Here is a 16,332-nt window from a genome sequence, read left to right on the forward strand (position 1 = left end):
CACGCGTGGTGACCTGCGGCGCAGCAGTCGGGCCGGACGCAGCCTCAGGCGCTCTGCGCCGCGACGTCGCGGATCCGCTGCGAGACCACAGTGGTCACACCGTCACCACGCATCGACACGCCGTACAACGCGTCGGCCACCTCCATGGTGCGCTTCTGGTGGGTGATGACGATGAGCTGGCTGGAGTCGCGCAGCTCCTCGAAGAGGGTGATGAGGCGCCCGAGGTTGGCGTCGTCGAGCGCCGCCTCCACCTCGTCCATGATGTAGAAGGGGCTGGGCCGCGCCTTGAAGATGGAGACCAGCAGGGCGACCGCCACGAGCGACCGCTCGCCGCCGGAGAGCAGCGAGAGCCGCTTGATCTTCTTGCCGGGCGGGCGGGCCTCGACCTCGATGCCCGTCGTGAGCATGTTGGACGGGTCGGTGAGGGTCAGCTTGCCCTCGCCCCCGGGGAACAGCCGGCTGAAGACGCCCTCGAACTGGGCGGCCGTGTCGTGGAACGCCTCGGTGAAGACGCGCTCCACGCGCTCGTCGACCTCCTTGACGATGTCGAGCAGGTCGCGCTTGGACTTCTTGAGGTCCTCGAGCTGGTCGGTCAGGAACTTGTGGCGCTCCTCGAGCGCCGCGAACTCCTCGAGCGCGAGAGGGTTGACCCGCCCGAGTGCGCTGAGCCCGCGCTCGGCCTTGCGCAGCCGCTTCTCCTGGACCTCGCGCACGTAGGGCGCCGGCTCCGGCAGCGCGTCCTGGTCGTCGTCCGGGCCGGGCACGTGGGGCACCAGCTGGTGCGGCCCAAAGTCCTCCATGAGGACGGCCGGGTCCATGCCCAGCTCCTCGACGGCCTTGGCCTGCATGGCCTCGATCCGCAGCCGCTGCTGGGTGCGGGCGACCTCGTCGCGGTGCACGGTGTCGGTGAGCTCGCGCAGCTCGTCCTGCAGGGCGCTCACCTCGCGCCGCACCTGGGCGAGCGCCTGGTCCCGCTCCGTGCGGGCGGTCTCGGCCAGGGCCCGCTGCCGGGCGGCGGTGTCGAGGGTGGTGGCCACGAGCGAGACGGCGTATGCCGCGCCGCGACGGACCGCCTCGGCGACCGTGGCCTCGCGCTTACGGCGCTCCTGGCGGGCCGCGAGGCGCTGGCGGGCGGCGAGCTCGTTGCGCGCTGCCCCCTCGAGGGACTCCGCGCGCCCCTTGAGGGCCCGGGCCCGCTCCTCCTTGGTGCGCAGCGTGAGGCGCAGCTCGGTCTCGGTGGCGCGGCCGCGGCTGGCGAGGGTCTCGAGCCGGTCGCGCTCGTCGGTGCTGGGGTCCTGAGCCTCGGTGGGCTCTGCGCTGGCCTCGTCGAGCCGCTCGGACAGGGCCGCGAGCTCGACCCGGTCGGCCTCGAGGGCCTCGGTCGCCGTCGCGATGCTGCGCTCGGTGCGCTCGGCCTCGGCCCTGGCAGCCCGGACGGTGGCTCCGAGCTGACCGAGCCGCTCGGCCACGGCGGCCATCTTCGCGTCGGAGTCGTGCAGCGCGTCCAGGGCCACCTCGACGTCGGCGGCCGCGTCCCGGTGGCGCTCCAGGGCGCTCGTGAGGGCGAACCTGGCCTGCTCGCCGCGTCGCGTCGCGTCGGCGACCCGGTCACGGGTCTCGTCGACCGCCGACTGGATCTCGATCAGGCTCGGGGCGTGGCTGCTGCCACCGCGGACGAACCCGGGGGCGAACACGTCACCGTCGGCGGTCACCGCGGTGACCCCCTCGCCCCCGGCCACGAGGGCTGCCGCGAGGGCGGGGTCGTCGACGAGGGCGACCCGGTCGAGCAGCTGCTCCACGGCCGGGCGGACCGTCGCCGGCGCCTCGACGACCTCACGAGCCCACACCGCCGAGCCCTCGAGCGCCGGCCAGGTGGAGGGGTCGCTCGAGGTCGCAGTCTGGCCCACGAGGAACGCGGCGCGGCCGGCGTCGTCGGCGCGCAGCGTGAGCAGGGCGCGGGCCGCGTGGTCGACCGACTCGACGGCGAGCGCGTCACCGGCCCAGCCGAGGGCTGCGGCGACGGCCGCCTCGTGGCCCCCCTTGACCTGCAGGAGTGAGGCGACGGAGCCGACGATGCCGTGCTGGGAGTCGGCGGCGGCGAGCAACGTGGCCGCGCCGTCCTTGCGCGACAGGCTCAGCTCCAGGGCCTCGAGCCGGGCGGCGGCCGTGGTGCGGTCGCGCTCGGCGGTGCGCTCGGCCTCCTTGTGCTTCTCGACCTCGGCCTCGAGCGTCTCGAGGACGGCGGCGGCCTTCTCGTAGGCGGAGTCCAGGCCCTCCTCGCCCTCCTCGTCCACGGCGACCGAGGCCTCGAGCTGGGTGAACTCGCGCTCGGCGGTGGCTGCCCGGTCCTGCGACTGCTCGACGATGCCGCGCAGGCGACCGATCTCGGCCTCGCCCGCCTCGATCCGGCTGCGGCGGGCGCCGACCTGGCCGGCCAGCTTGGCCAGACCCTCCCGGCGGTCGGCCGCGGCACGGACCAGGCGCTGGAGGCGCTGCTGCTCCGCGGCATACGCCTGCTCGGCCGCGGTGCGCTCGGCGATGGCGGCCTCGAGGGCCTTGGCGGCCTCGCGGACGTCGGCGAGCAGCGCCTCCTCCTGCTTGCGTGCCTCGGCGGCCTGGGCCTTGAGCTCGTCGGGGTCGCGGCCGGTGGTCTGCTCGTCCTGGCTGTCCTGGGACAGCAGGCGGACGCGTTCGGAGGCGAGCGACTCGGTGGAGGCGAGCTTGTCGCGCAGCTGCTGGAGGGCGAACCAGCGCTCCTGCGCCTTCGCCAGTTCGGGCGCAGCGTCCTGCGCCTGCTGCTCGAGGGTGGCGAGGCGGCTGCGCAGCATGGTCAGGCCCTCCTCGACCTCGGTGCGCTTGGCGATGAGGGCCGACTCGTCGGCGACCTCCTGCTCGAGCGTCGAGGAGAGCTGGACGAGGTCGTCGGCCAGCAGGCGCAGTCGCGCGTCCCGGGCGTCGGCCTGGATGCCGGCGGCCCGACGGGCCGCCTCGGCCTGGCGACCGAGCGGGCCGAGCTGGCGACGGATCTCACCGGTCAGGTCGTTGACGCGGGTGAGGTTGGCCTCCATCGACTCGAGCTTGCGCAGCGCCTTCTCCTTGCGCTTGCGGTGCTTGAGGACGCCGGCCGCCTCCTCGATGAAGCCGCGGCGCTCCTCGGGGGTCGCGCGCAGCACCGCGTCGAGCTGGCCCTGGCCGACGATGACGTGCATCTCGCGGCCGATGCCGCTGTCGGACAACAGCTCCTGGACGTCGAGCAGGCGGCAGGACGTGCCGTTGATGGCGTACTCCGAGCCACCGTTGCGGAACATCGTCCGGGCGATGGTGACCTCGGTGTAGTCGATCGGCAGGGCGCCGTCGGTGTTGTCGATGGTCAGGGCCACCTCGGCGCGACCGAGCGGCGCACGGCCGGCGGTGCCGGCGAAGATGACGTCCTCCATCTTGCCGCCGCGAAGGCTCTTGGCCCCCTGCTCCCCCATGACCCAGGCGAGGGCGTCGACGACGTTGGACTTGCCGGAGCCGTTGGGGCCGACGATGCACGTGATGCCGGGCTCGAGGCGCATCGTGGTCGCCGAGGCGAAGGACTTGAAGCCCTTCAGGGTCAGGCTCTTGACGTACACGAGCGGGTCGGCTCCTGGGTGAGGTGGAGGGGCAGCGTCTGGATCGCAGTCACCTTACCCGCGAGGGCGCCGTCCTCCCGGCACGTGCCGCGTCCCTGCGTTGCCTGTGCCCCGTGGGGCGGGTGTGACGCCAGTGGCGGCCCGGGGGTGGCTCAGTGGCGGCCTGGGGGTGGCCCGGGGCGGCCCGAGGGGCGGGCCGGCGGCCAGCACGGCGGCGGGTCAGGACTTGGCGATCGCCTCGTGGTGGTGGATGACCTCGGCGATGACGAAGCCCAGGAACTTCTCCGCGAACGTCGGGTCCAGCCCGGCGGTGTCGGCGAGGTCCCGCAACCGCGCGATCTGGGCCTCCTCGCGCGCGGGGTCCGCGGGCGGCATACCCTCACGGGCCTTGAGCTCGCCCACCTGCTGGGTGCACTTGAAGCGCTCGGCGAGCAGGTGGATCAGGGCGGCGTCGATGTTGTCGATGCTCGCCCGCAGGCGCAGGAGCTCGGCGGACGTCGCCCCTTCGTCGGGGCGGCGGTCGGGCAGGTGATCGGGCAGGTGATCGGGCTGGGTCACCCGGCAATCGTAGGCGCGCCCGCGCCCACGACGTCCGGCTGTCTCACTCGCTCCCGCACGGTCTCGCGCAACGAGTCATTGTCCCGCTGGAGGCGGTCGACGAGGTGCTCCAGGTCGGCGACACGACGGCGCAGTTCGAGGGTCTCGAGCATCAGTCGCTGGTCGTAGGCGACGCGGTAGCCGACCAGGGCCTTGGCCATGTTGACTCCTAGGAGACGGCTGGAGACCGTCGGGGATCTGCCGGTGGGGGGCCGTCTCTCAGGGTGACAGCCTCGCCAACGCTGGTCAATGGACGAACCCGGGCGCATCGCGACGGAACGCCCGGCGCACACCTGCGCCGCCCGCTACTTCTCGACGAACCCGTCGATGCCGTCGCGCGGTGCCCCGAACGACGTCACGCAGGTCTGCACGTCACCAGGCCGCAGGTGCTGGGTCGGCTTCTCCTCCAGCATCGCGATCAGCCTGCGCACCTGGTCCTGCTCACCCTGGGCCACGACCTCGACCCGGCCGTCGCCGGCGTTGCGGGCGTGCCCGACGAGCCCGAGCTCCAACGCGCGCGCTCGCACCCACCACCGGAAGCCCACGCCCTGCACCCGGCCATGCACCCAGATGACCGCCCTCGCGGGCCCGTCGTGATCCATCTGCCCCACCTCCACCGCTTCGCCTGGTCCTGCCCGCGTGCTCGTCGGGCCGGTCGTCGACCGACTCCACAGTTGTACCTTGCCGATGCACGCAACCACCACAGCCAGCGCCCCGTTCGTGGCCCGGATCCCCTACGGTCTCCCCCATCGCAGGCGCCCGCAGGGGGCGCCCGGGGGAAGGGACCCATGACTCGTCGAACCACCACCATCACGGCCACGGCCTGCGCCCTGGTCGCCTCGGGGGCACTGCTCGGTGCTCCCGCGTACGGCGCCGCGCCGGCCGCCGTGCACCGCGCCGCTCCCGCCGTGGTCACCGGGGCCGGCACGGCAGCAGGAGCGGACTCCGCTGCTGCCGCGGCGACCACGCGTCGGCTCGCGGGAGCCAACCGGTACGAGACCGCTGTCGCCGTGTCGCGGTCCGCGTTCCCCGACACCGGGCAGCCCGTATTCGTGGCGTCAGGAACGGACTTCGCCGACGCCCTCGCGGCCGGTCCGGCCGGCGGCAGCCTGGGCGGGCCCGTCCTGCTCGTCCCGCCCAACGGCACCCTGCCTGCCGCCGTGGCCGGCGAGCTCGACCGGCTCGACCCGAGCGACATCTACGTCGTCGGTGGCACCGGCGCGATCAGCACCCCCATGGCGACCCAGGTCGGCAGGTACGGCAAGGTCACGCGCATCGCCGGCGCCGACCGGTTCGCCACCGCGGTCAAGCTGATCCCGTTCCACGTGTACTTCGACGCCGCAGACCTGGGCAACGAGGGACCGGGCTCCGTCGTCATCGCCAATGGTCTCTCTCTCGCCGACGGTGTCACGGCCGGCGCACTGGGGTCGCACACCAAGTCCCCCGTCAAGGGCTCACCGCTCCTGCTGACCACGGCGAAGACTCTGCCGAGGTCCACCCGCGACGCCATCAAGTCCTGGGACTTCTCCTTCGTGTACATCGTCGGGGGGACCGGCGTCGTCTCCCCCGCAGTGGAGCGTGACATCCGCGCCACCCTCCCCAAGGCCCACATCGTCCGGCTCGCCGGCGCAGACCGCTACGCCACCGCTGCTGCTGTCTCCCGGTACACCAACCAGAAGGTCCCGGCGCAGGACGTCTACCTGACCAGCGGCACGAGCCTCGCCGATGCCCTGACGGTGGCTCCGCTGGCCTCGTCCGTCCGCGACACCCGGGCACTGCTGCCGACGCGCAAGGACTGCGTCCCCGCCGTCATCCTCGCCGAGGTCAGGCGCCTCCAGTCCCCGCAGCGCACCGCCGTCGGCGGGACCGGTGTCGTCTCCGACGACGCGCTGGCGCTCAAGCCCTGCTGACCTCCGGTGTCAGCCGCGCCGGGCGCGGGGGCGCGGCTGGCACCGCGGGCAGGAGAACGACGACCGGTTCATGAAGGCCTCGCGCCGGATCAGCGTCCCGCAGCGGTCGCACGGACGGCCCTCCTGCCCGTAGGCGTGCAAGGAGCGGTCGAAGTACCCCGAGGCGCCGTTGACGTTGACGTACAACGCGTCGAAGCTCGTGCCGCCCTGCCCCAGCGCCTCCAGCATCACCTCGCGGGCGTGTTCGAGGACCCGGGCCAGCGTCGGCTTGGTGAGGGAGGAGCAGAGGCGTTCGCCGTGCACCTGCGCGCGCCACAGCGCCTCGTCGGCGTAGATGTTGCCGACCCCGGAGACCAGCGTCTGGTCGAGCAGGGCACGCTTGACCGCCACGTCCTTGCCCTTCATCCGCCGCACCACGGCAGCCCGGTCGTAGGCCTCCTCGAGCGGATCGGGGGCGATGTGGGCCACCGGCTCGGGCACACCCTCGGGCGTGAGGTCGGCCAGCGCCATACCGCCGAACGTCCGTTGGTCCACGAACCGCAGCTGGGGTCCGTCGTCGGCGAAGTCGAACACCGCGTGCAGGTGCTTCTCCGCCGGGGCGTCCGGCGCCTCGACGAGCAGCTGCCCGCTCATGCCGAGGTGCGCGATCAGGCCCTGGCGGGAGCCGTCGGGGGTGCGCAGGACGAGCCAGAGGTACTTGCCGCGCCGCCGCGCCTGCTCGACGTGGTTGCCGGCGAGCCGGTCCGCGAGGTCGATCGGCCCCGGCAGGTGACGGCGCGCGACGCGGGTGCCGCGGAACTCCGCCCGCTCGATGGTCCGGCCCACGACGTGGTCGGCCAGGCCGCGACGGACCACCTCGACCTCGGGCAGCTCGGGCACGGCGGTATGGCGTCCGCTCGCCTAGGAGGGTGAGCCGGCTGCGGCCTCGGCCGCGACGGCCTCGGCCTCGGTGTCCTCGGCTGCCGTTGACCGGGCAGCGGCACCGGCCGCCTCGGCCTTCGCCGCAGCGGTCCTCGCGGCTGCGGCCTCCGCCTCGGCGGCCCTGGCGCTCAACGCACGCCAGGCGAGCTCGGCGGCCTTCTGCTCCGCCTCCTTCTTCGAACGCCCGGTCCCGGCGCCGAGCACCTCGGACGCGACGACCGCGTGCGCGGTGAAGGTCTTCTCGTGGTCGGGGCCCTCCTCCTCGACCCGGTACTCGGGGACACCGAGGGACGTCGCCGCGGAGAGCTCCTGCAGGCTCGTCTTCCAGTCCAGGCCGGCGCCGAGCGTGGCGCTCGCGGCCATCAGCGGGTCGAGCAGGTGGTGGACCAGCGTCGCCGCCGCGTCCATGCCGGCGGACAGGTAGACGGTGCCGATGACGGCTTCCATCGTGTCGGCGAGGATCGAGGCCTTGTCGCGACCGCCGGTGGTCTCCTCACCGCGCCCGAGCAGGACGTGGTCGCCCAGGCCCAGCGTGCGGGCGACGTCGGCGAGGGCCCGCATGTTGACCACGGCCGCGCGCAGCTTGGCGAGCTGGCCCTCGGGCAGGTCAGGGTGCGTGGTGTAGAGCGTGTCGGTGACGACCAGGCCCAGCACCGAGTCGCCGAGGAACTCGAGGCGCTCGTTGTTGGGCAGGCCACCGTTCTCGTACGCGTACGAGCGGTGGGTCAGGGCACGGAGCAGCAGCGGCTCGTCGACGGGCCCACCCACCACCTCGGTGAGGTGCTGGAGGAACCCGTCGACGGGCCGCTGCGTCTCGCTGTCCCCCACGGGGGACGGAGTGGAGCTCAACGGAGAGTCAGACCGACTCAGCCCTGGTGCTCGGTGCGCTCGGCGACCGTGTAGTGACGACCCTTGTAGGTGCCACAGGACGGGCACGCGATGTGCGGCTGCATCTGGGCCTTGCACTGGGGGCACGTGGTCAGCGTGGTCGCCGTCGTCTTCCAGTTCGCGCGACGCGAACGGGTGTTGGAGCGCGACGTCTTCCGCTTCGGGACAGCCACGTCAGTTCCTCTTCTCTTCGATGGTGCTCTGGGTGGTGGTGCTGGCGTCGGCGGTCAGCGCGTTGAGCGCAGCCCACCGGGGGTCGATCACTTCGTGCTGGTGGTCGGGATCATCGGCCAGGTGCACTCCACACTCGGAGCACAGACCCGGACAGTCCTCCCGGCACACCGGCTGGAACGGCAGTGCAGGCACCACCGTGTCCAGGAGCACGGACTCGAGGTCGAACAGGTCCCCCTCGAGCTTGTGCTCCTCGGTCTCGTCGTCGTCCGCCCCCACCTCGCGGTGGTGGGCAGCACGGTCGGCGTAGGCGAACAGCTCCTGGAAGTGACCGTCCACGTCGTGGGCGATCGGGTCCAGGCACCGCACGCAGGCGCCGGTTGCCGTGGCGTGGACCGAGCCGGTCACGAGCACTCCCTCGACCACGGACTCGAGCCGCAGCTCGAGCTCCATCGCCGCGCCCTGGGGCACTGCGACGACCTCCGTGCCGAAGTCGGCAGGTGCCTCGACGGTCCGCTGGACCTGCACCATGGATCCGGGTCGCCGACCGAGGTCCGTGGTGTCGAAGACCAACGGCGATCGGGGATTGAGGTGTTCCATGGCTCCAGCTGTGTCGAGTGACTCGGTCGACCGCCTCGGATGAGACGTAGACCGACGCACGAGGTTACCGGAGCGCGTGCCAGTCTCCCAAATGCACGGAGATCGGCACCGGGTCAGTGCCCGACGGTGCTGGGGTCGCCGGACCCCGGCAGCCCGTCGAGCGCGGCACCGAGCTGGGCCGCCAGCGACCGCACGTAGGTCGCCGTGAGGTGGTCGCCGGCCCGGTGGATGCTCACGTGGCCGATGGCCACCGGGCACTGGGCCACCGGGCAGATGTACGGCGTCAGGTCGATCAGCGCCGTGCCCGACGCCTGCGCGGCCAGTCGCTGCACCGGGAGTCCGCTGCCGGCGACGGCGGGCTCGCGGTCGAAGGCGCAGCGCGTCAGCTCACGGGGGTGCCGGGCGGTGCAGACGTCGAGGTCGTCCGGGGACAGCGGGCTGTCGCCCAGCACCGCCAGCCTGCTGCCGAGCGCGCGGACCTCCTGCCACCGCTCCCCCAGACCGGCCACGAGGGCGTCGCGGGTGGCCGCACGTCCGTCCCACGCGGTCGCGGCGTACCCGGAGGTGAGGACGAGGTCGGGTGGGTTCGCGCGCAGCGCCTCCATGACGTGGCGGTTCCAGGCGTCGCAGGACGGGTAGGGCTGCCCCGCCTGCTGGGCGTGTCCTGCCGCGAAGGCGCACGCCGACTTGCCGTAGGTGACGATCCGCCACCCGCGACCCGGCGCGAGCCGTTCCAAGGCGGGCAGCCACTGCATGGCCTTGGAGTCCCCGACGAGCGCGACCGCCGTGGTGCCGGCCCGCACGCCGAACTCGCACGGCACCGGGGCCGACGCGAGGCGGTCGACCTGGCAGCGGTCGACGTCGGCCGCGGGCCGGTCGTGACCGGCGAGCTGGGGGTCGGGGGTGAGCCACTCCCAGTCGTCCACGGCATACGTGGCCGGGTCGGTGCCCGGGGGCGTCGACAGGGCCGCGGCCCCCAGCTCCCCCAGGGCCGGTATGGCGCCGGAGACCGGGGTGGTGCGGAACGGCGAGGGGGCGTGCGCCAGGGGCAGGGCGGCGAGCGCGCCGGCGGCGGACAGGGCTGCCCCGAGCACCAGCACCCGTCCGGTGCGGGCGGCGAGCGCCGTGCTGTGGTGGACGGGCTGCTCGAGGTACCGGTGGGTGAGCCAGGCGGGAACGACCGAGGCGAGCACGACGAGCACCTTCTGGGTGCCGGTCAGCCCCTGGGCCGCCCAATCGGCGAGGATCACGGCCGGCCAGTGCCAGAGGTAGAGGGAGTAGGAGAGGCCGCCGATCCAGACCATGGGGCGCGTCCCGAGGACCCGGACCGGCCCCCCGCTCGCCCCGGTCCACCCCGCCCAGAGCACGGCCGCGGCCCCCAGGGTCGGCACGACGGTCCAGGGCCCGGGGGCCGACGCCCCGACGGGCAGCCGCACGGCGGTGCCGAGGACGGCGGCGAGGCCGAGCCAGCCGACCACGGCCGGCAGGTGCCGCGCCCACGCGGCGCGCGCGGGCTCGGTGTGCGGGCCGGCCTCGCGGGCGGCGCACCAGACCGCCAGCGCGGCGCCGACACCGAGCTCCCACGCCCGGGTCGTGGTGACGAAGTACGCGCGGTTCGGGTCGACGGCGTTGAGCCACACGGCATACGCGAAGGACGGCACCGCGATCACGGCGAGGAGCAGGCCGACCGAGCGCATCGACGGGCGGCGGCCGAACCGGCGCAGGACGAAGGCGAGGGCGATGAGCGCCACGGGCCACACGACGTAGAACTGCTCCTCGACGGCGAGCGACCAGAAGTGCTGGACCGGCGAGGGACTGGTGTCGGAGGCGAGGTAGTCGACGGCGCGGTGGGCGAAGAGCCAGTTGACGACGTAGAGGGCCGCCCCGGCGATGTCGCTGCCGATCTCCCGGCGCCGCAGCCCGGGCACGACGAACCACGTCACGGCCGCGGTCACGACCAGCACGAGGACGGCCGCCGGGAGCAGGCGTCGCACGCGCCGCCCCACGAACCGGCTCCACGAGATCGTGCCGGTGCGTACGAGCTCGCGCACGAGGATCCCCGTGATGAGGAACCCGGAGATGACGAAGAAGACGTCGACGCCGAGGAAGCCGTGCTTCAGCGGGAGGCCGGCGTGGTAGGTCAGGACGAGCAGGACGGCAACCGCCCGCAGGCCCTCGATGTCCGGCCGGAAGCGATCCGGCCGGTGGGTCCGTGCAGTCAGCTGGATGCTCCCGGTCGGCGCTCCCCGTCGACGGCCAGGCGGGCCACGAGGGCGTCACGGACGCGATCGGTGACCAGCCCGGAGACGTCACCGCCGTAGCGGACGACCTCCTTGACGAGCGAGCTCGACACGTGGCCGAAGGTGGGCTCCCCGGGCAGGAAGACCGTCTCGAGACCGGTCAGGTGACGGTTCATCAGGGCCATGGGCAGCTCGTAGGCGAAGTCCGTCCCGCTGCGCAGGCCCTTGACGACGACCTCGGCGCCGACGGCGCGGCAGACGTCGACGAGCAGCTGGCCACCGAACACCTCCACCCGGACGCCCTCGAGGTCGCCGAGGGCGTCCTCGATGAGCTCACGGCGCTCGTCCGGGGTGAACACGCCCTGCTTCGCGGGGTTGTGCAGCACCGCGACGACGACCTCGTCGTGCAGGGCCGCCGCACGCCGGATGACGTCGACGTGGCCCAGGGTCACGGGGTCGTAGGACCCGGGGCAGACGGCGCGGCGCGGCGCACCGGTGGCCGGGGTGGGGGCGGGGCTGGTCACAGCGGCACGCTAGCAGCGGGACCCCCGCACCCCCTCCCCGTCAGCGGCGGCTCACTCGTCGTCGTCCTCGTCGTCCGCCGGGAGCAGACCTTCCTTGTGCGCCTTGGCGACGATCGAGCGGACGTTCTCGATCGAACCGGCGCCCTCGTCGAGGAGGCGGTTGCGCTCGGCCGTCCACTTCGCGCCGAGGTCGTCACGGACCTCCTGGGACACGTCGGTGCGTGCGGGGTTGAGGATCGTCTGCTCCTCCTCGCCGATGTGGTGGTTGAGGGCGGTGGCCAGGTCCTCGACCGCGTCGTCGAACTTCTGCGTGTCGGTGCCCTTGCACTCCAGGAGCGCGAGCAGCGCCTCGTTGCCCTCGGCGTGCTCCTCCTCGCCGTGCTCGGCCTCGTGGTCGGTGATGGCGTCCTTGCGCTGGAGGTTCGGGTAGACCTTCGACTCCTCGGCCACGCCGTGGGCGATGAGCACAGCTGACAGGGCGGCGCGGGCCGCCTCGCGGTCGGCCGTGGCGTCGCGCAGGTCGCGCAGCAGGGACTCGAAGAGGCGGTGGTCGTCGAGGATGAGCTCGACCACGTCACCGGACGTGGGGCGGGGGATCTCGTAGTCCGTCATGGCTCCACCCTTCCTCACCTGCGACGACTCCACACCTCCGGGCCGGCTCCGGAGGTGGGTCCCACCCATCGGACGCGCGGTTTGAGTCCTCCGGCGGCCTGCGAAATGGTGGAGGAGTCCTGACCTCAACGGGCCGAACTCCACCGACAGAGAGGGAGCACCATGCTCACCCTGACCGAGAACGCCAGCACGATCGTCAAGACCCTGGTCGACCAGACGGAGGTCGGCGACGACGCCGGCCTGCGCTTCAGCCAGGAGGACCCGTCCGCGGGCGCCCTCACCGTGACCACCGCCGAGCAGCCCGTGCCCGGCGACGCCGTCGTCGAGAGCGACGGGGCGAAGGTGTTCCTCGACGAGACCGCTGCGGTGGCCCTGGGCGACCAGGTCCTCGACGCGAACGTCGACCAGTCCGGTGCGGTGCAGTTCAGCATCATCCCCTCGGCGGCCCCGACCGCCTGAGGCGCCGACTCCACGCGAGGGGCCCGGGACCAGTCACTGGTCCCGGGCCCCTCGTCGTCCGCTGCGCCGCTCAGGCGATCTCGTCCGGCACCCGCGGGCCGGCGAACCAGATCCGCGTCTCGCCGTAGCGCCGCTCCCCCTCGGGCTCCCACTGTGCCGGCCACCGCGGCTCCGGGGTGCGTGCGGAGCGTTCGACCACGACGAGGGCGTCGTCGCTGAGCCAGCCCGGTTCGGCGAGCAGGGCCAGGTCGGCGGCGAGCTCGTCCTCGGTGAGGGCGTAGGGCGGGTCGCTGAAGACCAGGCTGAACGCTTCGCCGGGGGGTGCCGCGAGGACCCTCGCCACCGTGGAGTGGCGCACCACGGCACCGGGGATGCCGATCCCGTCCGCGTTCGCGCGGGTCACCTTCACGGCGCCCTTGTCGGACTCGACGAGCAGCACGGACGTGGCGCCGCGGCTGAGCGCCTCGAGACCGAGCGCGCCCGACCCGGCATAGAGGTCGAGGACGCGCGCCCCGCCCAGCACGTCGAGGTGCTCGAGCCTGGAGAACAACGCCTCACGCACCCGGTCGCTGGTGGGACGGGTCCCTGCCCCGGGAGGCGTGGACAACCGCTGCCCACCGGCCCGGCCGCTGATGATCCGCGTCACGGCGGCACGGTAACAGCGCCGGTGGTGGCGCCGCGCTCAGGGCTGGTGGACCGTGGGGTCGTCCCGGAGCACGTCGAGCAGCAGGGCCAGGACCGTGTCGGGGCGTTCCAGCGACGGCAGGTGGCCGGCCCAGTCGAGCTCGATCGACTCGGCGCCCGGGATGTCCCGGGCCAGGACCACCGCGACCTCACGGAACAGGTCGAGGTCCAGCGCCCCTGACACGACGACGGTGTCCACGGCGATGGCGGTGGGGTCGACGTCCACCCGTCGCGGCGCAGGTGGCGGGTCCTGCTCGTCCGCGGCCAGCTGCACCTCGAAGGCGTGGCGCTGCATGGCCAGCAGCCGTGCACGGGTGGCGTCGTCGGCGTCGGGTCCCAGGAAGGTGCGGACGTTCAGCGCGCTGGCGCCCTCGACGTCCCCGGCCTCGAGGAGCCGGTCCTCCTCGGCGCCGAACTCCTGCACGTCCGCGGTCGGTTCCACCCCCCGGTATGCCGCGCACAGGAGCACGAGGGACGAGACCCTCCCGGGGTGCAGGGTGGCGAGTTCGAGCGCGACCCGGCCGCCGAAGCTTGACCCGACGACCGCGGCGTCGGTGATCCCGAGGTGGTCGAGCAGGGTGTCGAGGTCGTCGGCGTCGGCGTACTCCCCCGGGGGCAGCGGCGTCTGCCCGAACCCGCGGAAGTCGGGTCGCACCACGGTGAACGCGTGGCCCAGCGCCGGGACGAGGTCGTCCCACATCCGGCGGTCCGCGACACCGGAGTGCAGCAGCAGGATCGCCGGGCCCGAACCCGAGACGTCGTGGGAGAGCAGCATCCCGCCACCCTAGGGCGCCCGGAGGCTGCCTGGCTCCCGGGTTTGCGCGTCGTCAGCCGCGTTCGAGGAAGGCGGCCTGCTCGGCGTCGAGGCGCTCGGCGACCGCGGCGGAGAGCTCCGGGTGACCGGTCAGCTCGGGGTCGCGGGCGACGAGCGCAGTGGCGTCGTCGCGGGCCTCGAGGATGATCTCCTCGTCCCGGACCAGCGACAGGAAGCGGAAGCTGCCCCGGCCCATCGCCCGCCCGGACCGACCGCCACCGCTCTGCTTCCCGCTGAGGACGTCGCCGGTGCCACGCAGCTGCAGGTCGAGCCGGGCCAGCTCGAACCCGTCGGTGGTGGCGGCGACCGCCTCGAGGCGTTCCATGGAGGTCTCCGTCTCCGACGACGTCATGAGCAGGCACAGCCCGGCGTGCTGACCTCGACCGACCCGGCCGCGCAGCTGGTGCAGCTGGCTGACCCCGAAGCGGTCCGCGTCGACGACGACCATGACGGTGGCGTTGGGGACGTCCACGCCGACCTCGATGACGGTGGTGGACACGAGGACCTGCACCTCGCCGGCGTTGAACGCAGCCATGACCGCGTCCTTGTCCTCCGGCGCCATCCGTCCGTGCAGGACGGCGAGGGACAGTCCTGCGAGCGCAGGGTTCTCACGAAGGGCCGCCTCCACGGCATACACGCTCGCGAGCTCTCGGGGCGCCGTGGCGGTGGGGGCACCGTCGTCACCGGGCTCGGCGTCCGGGTAGTCGTCCTCCGCGTCCAGGGCGCGAGGACCCGAGGAGGAGAGCGGCGCGGTCGGCAGCTCCTCGTCGTCGGCGGACACGGCGCTACCCGCTGACCCGGACTCGTCACCGATGCGGGGGCACACGACATACGCCTGGCGCCCGGAGCGGACCTCCTCGGCGACGCGCTCCCACGTGCGCTGGACCCAGGCGGCGCGCTCGGACGGCACGACGTGCGTGGCGATCGGCGAACGGCCCCGGGGAAGCTCGGACAGGGTCGAGGTCTCCATGTCGCCGAACACGGTCATCGTCACCGTCCGCGGGATCGGCGTCGCGGTCATGACGAGGACGTGGGGCGGCTGGGTTCCCTTCTCGCGCAACGCATCTCGCTGCTCGACGCCGAACCGGTGCTGTTCGTCGACGACCGCCAGCGCAAGGTCCTGGAACTGCACCTTCTCCTGGATGAGGGCGTGGGTGCCGATGACGATGCCGGCGTCGCCGCTGGCCACCTGCAGGAGGTTCGCGCGGCGGGCGGCCGTCGCCTGGCTGCCCGTGAGCAGCGCGACCCGGGTGCCGATGTCGCTGCCGCCGAGCAGCCCTCCCTCGGCGAGGTCGCCGAGCATCGCGGTGATCGACCGGTGGTGCTGCGCCGCGAGGACCTCGGTGGGCGCGAGCAGGGCCGCCTGCCCGCCGGCGTCGACGGCGGCGAGCATGGCCCGCAGCGCGATGATCGTCTTGCCCGAGCCGACCTCGCCCTGCAGGAGCCGGTTCATCGGGACGTCGCGCGCCATCTCCGCGGCCAGGGTCTCGCCGACCTCGCGCTGCCCCGCGGTGAGCTCGAACGGCAACCGCTCGTCGAACGCCGCCAGCAGCCCCCCAGCCCGGGGCGTGCGGCCGACGGTGCGGTCAGCGGCCTGCCGGGCCCGGCGCTGGGCCAGCAGGGTCTGCAGGACCAGGGCCTCCTCGTACCGGAGCCGGTGTCGGGCACGCTGCACCTCGGGGAAGGCCGCGGGCACGTGGATGCCGCGCAGCGCCTCGAGCCGCCCGGGCAGGCCGTGGCGCGAGCGCAGCGTGGCCGGCAGCGGGTCGGGCACGGACTCGAGGTGGTCGAAGACGATGCGCACGCACTCGGCGACCGACCAGTTCTGCAGCCCCTTGACCTGGAGGTAGACCGGGATCGGGCCGCGGTCGGTGGCCGACGTGCCGAGGCCGCCCTCGACGACCTGGTAGGCCGGGTGGGTCAGCTGCCAGCGGCCGCGGTACATCCCGACCTCGCCGGCGAACACCGCACGCACCCCGGGGAGCAGCGCGTCCTTGTGGCCCCAGGCCTTGAAGAACGCGAGGTCGACGTCGTTGCGCCCGTCGGTGATCGTGACGTTGAGCATCTCGCCGCGACGCTTCTGCATGCGGCGGGTCACCGACGTCTTCACCTCGGCCACGGCGACGACGTACTTGCCGACGTGCAGGTCGGACAGGTCGGACGTGTGCTCGAGGTACCGGCGCGGCCAGAACTCGAGCAGGTCGCCCACCGTCACGAGGTTGCGGTGCTTGGCCAGGGTGCCGGCCGTCCTGGCCCCGAGGACCTTGTCGAGCTTCGTGCTCTCGTCGACCACGC

Annotated in this window: 16 protein-coding genes; 2 read left to right on the forward strand and 14 right to left on the reverse strand. The window is 73.2% G+C overall.

All coding sequences use genetic code 11. The annotated features are described in order from the left end of the window. Nucleotides 1-44: 44 nt before the first annotated feature. The 4 genes from smc to ASD62_RS05930 all read right to left on the reverse strand — a co-directional run bounded on the left by smc (nt 45) and on the right by ASD62_RS05930 (nt 4,816). Nucleotides 45-3,617 carry a chromosome segregation protein SMC gene (smc, locus tag ASD62_RS05915; protein WP_056915163.1) on the reverse strand — a complete coding sequence of 1,191 codons (3,573 nt, stop codon included), beginning with the start codon at nt 3,615-3,617 and terminating at the stop codon, nt 45-47. A gap of 219 nt (nt 3,618-3,836) precedes the next feature. Further along, the gene (locus ASD62_RS05920; protein WP_200947721.1) at nt 3,837-4,145 is read right to left on the reverse strand and encodes a chorismate mutase; all 309 of its coding nucleotides are present in this window, start codon (nt 4,143-4,145) and stop codon (nt 3,837-3,839) included. Between the two features lie 26 nt (nt 4,146-4,171). Further along, nucleotides 4,172-4,375 carry a hypothetical protein gene (locus ASD62_RS05925; RefSeq protein WP_056915164.1) on the reverse strand — a complete coding sequence of 68 codons (204 nt, stop codon included), beginning with the start codon at nt 4,373-4,375 and terminating at the stop codon, nt 4,172-4,174. Nucleotides 4,376-4,519: 144 nt separating this feature from the next. Next, entirely contained in the window at nt 4,520-4,816 is a 297-nt protein-coding gene (locus ASD62_RS05930; RefSeq protein WP_056915165.1) for an acylphosphatase, read from the reverse strand. A gap of 186 nt (nt 4,817-5,002) precedes the next feature. On the opposite strand from ASD62_RS05930, the gene ASD62_RS05935 reads away from it, so the two are divergent. Then, entirely contained in the window at nt 5,003-6,124 is a 1,122-nt protein-coding gene (locus tag ASD62_RS05935) for a cell wall-binding repeat-containing protein (RefSeq protein WP_056915166.1), read from the forward strand. 9 nt (nt 6,125-6,133) lie between these two features. On the opposite strand, the gene mutM is transcribed toward ASD62_RS05935, so the two are convergent. The 7 genes from mutM to ASD62_RS05970 all read right to left on the reverse strand — a co-directional run bounded on the left by mutM (nt 6,134) and on the right by ASD62_RS05970 (nt 12,080). Beyond that, a complete protein-coding gene (gene mutM, locus ASD62_RS05940; RefSeq protein WP_056915167.1) occupies nt 6,134-7,003 on the reverse strand; it encodes a bifunctional DNA-formamidopyrimidine glycosylase/DNA-(apurinic or apyrimidinic site) lyase in 870 nt (289 codons plus the stop codon). A 21-nt stretch (nt 7,004-7,024) separates the two neighbouring features. Beyond that, nucleotides 7,025-7,873, reverse strand: coding sequence for a ribonuclease III (gene rnc / locus ASD62_RS05945; RefSeq protein ID WP_056915168.1), 849 nt, complete (start codon nt 7,871-7,873; stop codon nt 7,025-7,027). 38 nt (nt 7,874-7,911) lie between these two features. Then, a complete protein-coding gene (gene rpmF / locus ASD62_RS05950; protein WP_056915169.1) occupies nt 7,912-8,106 on the reverse strand; it encodes a 50S ribosomal protein L32 in 195 nt (64 codons plus the stop codon). Between the two features lies 1 nt (nt 8,107). Beyond that, nucleotides 8,108-8,704 carry a DUF177 domain-containing protein gene (locus ASD62_RS05955; protein ID WP_056915170.1) on the reverse strand — a complete coding sequence of 199 codons (597 nt, stop codon included), beginning with the start codon at nt 8,702-8,704 and terminating at the stop codon, nt 8,108-8,110. A gap of 113 nt (nt 8,705-8,817) precedes the next feature. Continuing rightward, on the reverse strand, nt 8,818-10,932 hold the full coding sequence (locus tag ASD62_RS05960; RefSeq protein WP_082580598.1) for an acyltransferase family protein: 2,115 nt from the start codon (nt 10,930-10,932) through the stop codon (nt 8,818-8,820). After that, complete coding sequence (coaD, locus tag ASD62_RS05965) at nt 10,923-11,468, reverse strand: pantetheine-phosphate adenylyltransferase (RefSeq protein ID WP_056915172.1); 546 nt, start codon at nt 11,466-11,468, stop codon at nt 10,923-10,925. The genes ASD62_RS05960 and coaD overlap by 10 nt, the downstream gene beginning before the upstream one ends. A 51-nt stretch (nt 11,469-11,519) precedes the next feature. After that, complete coding sequence (locus tag ASD62_RS05970; protein WP_056915173.1) at nt 11,520-12,080, reverse strand: hemerythrin domain-containing protein; 561 nt, start codon at nt 12,078-12,080, stop codon at nt 11,520-11,522. A 162-nt stretch (nt 12,081-12,242) separates the two neighbouring features. Here ASD62_RS05970 and ASD62_RS05975 point away from each other — a divergent pair, with 162 nt between their 5' ends. Then, complete coding sequence (locus ASD62_RS05975; RefSeq protein ID WP_056915174.1) at nt 12,243-12,539, forward strand: hypothetical protein; 297 nt, start codon at nt 12,243-12,245, stop codon at nt 12,537-12,539. A gap of 70 nt (nt 12,540-12,609) precedes the next feature. Here ASD62_RS05975 and rsmD read toward each other — a convergent pair whose 3' ends face one another. Genes rsmD through ASD62_RS05990 form a run of 3 tightly spaced genes read right to left on the reverse strand, consistent with a single transcriptional unit; the run spans nt 12,610 to nt 16,330 of the window. Further along, complete coding sequence (gene rsmD, locus ASD62_RS05980; protein ID WP_056915175.1) at nt 12,610-13,185, reverse strand: 16S rRNA (guanine(966)-N(2))-methyltransferase RsmD; 576 nt, start codon at nt 13,183-13,185, stop codon at nt 12,610-12,612. Nucleotides 13,186-13,221: 36 nt separating this feature from the next. Next, nucleotides 13,222-13,998: an alpha/beta fold hydrolase gene (locus ASD62_RS05985; protein WP_056915176.1), complete on the reverse strand. Its 777-nt coding sequence runs from the start codon at nt 13,996-13,998 to the stop codon at nt 13,222-13,224. A 52-nt stretch (nt 13,999-14,050) separates the two neighbouring features. Then, nucleotides 14,051-16,330: an ATP-dependent DNA helicase RecG gene (locus ASD62_RS05990; protein ID WP_056915177.1), complete on the reverse strand. Its 2,280-nt coding sequence runs from the start codon at nt 16,328-16,330 to the stop codon at nt 14,051-14,053. Between the last annotated feature and the right edge of the window lie 2 nt (nt 16,331-16,332).

The sequence above is a fragment of the Phycicoccus sp. Root563 genome (genome assembly GCF_001427915.1).
Taxonomy (GTDB): domain Bacteria; phylum Actinomycetota; class Actinomycetes; order Actinomycetales; family Dermatophilaceae; genus Pedococcus.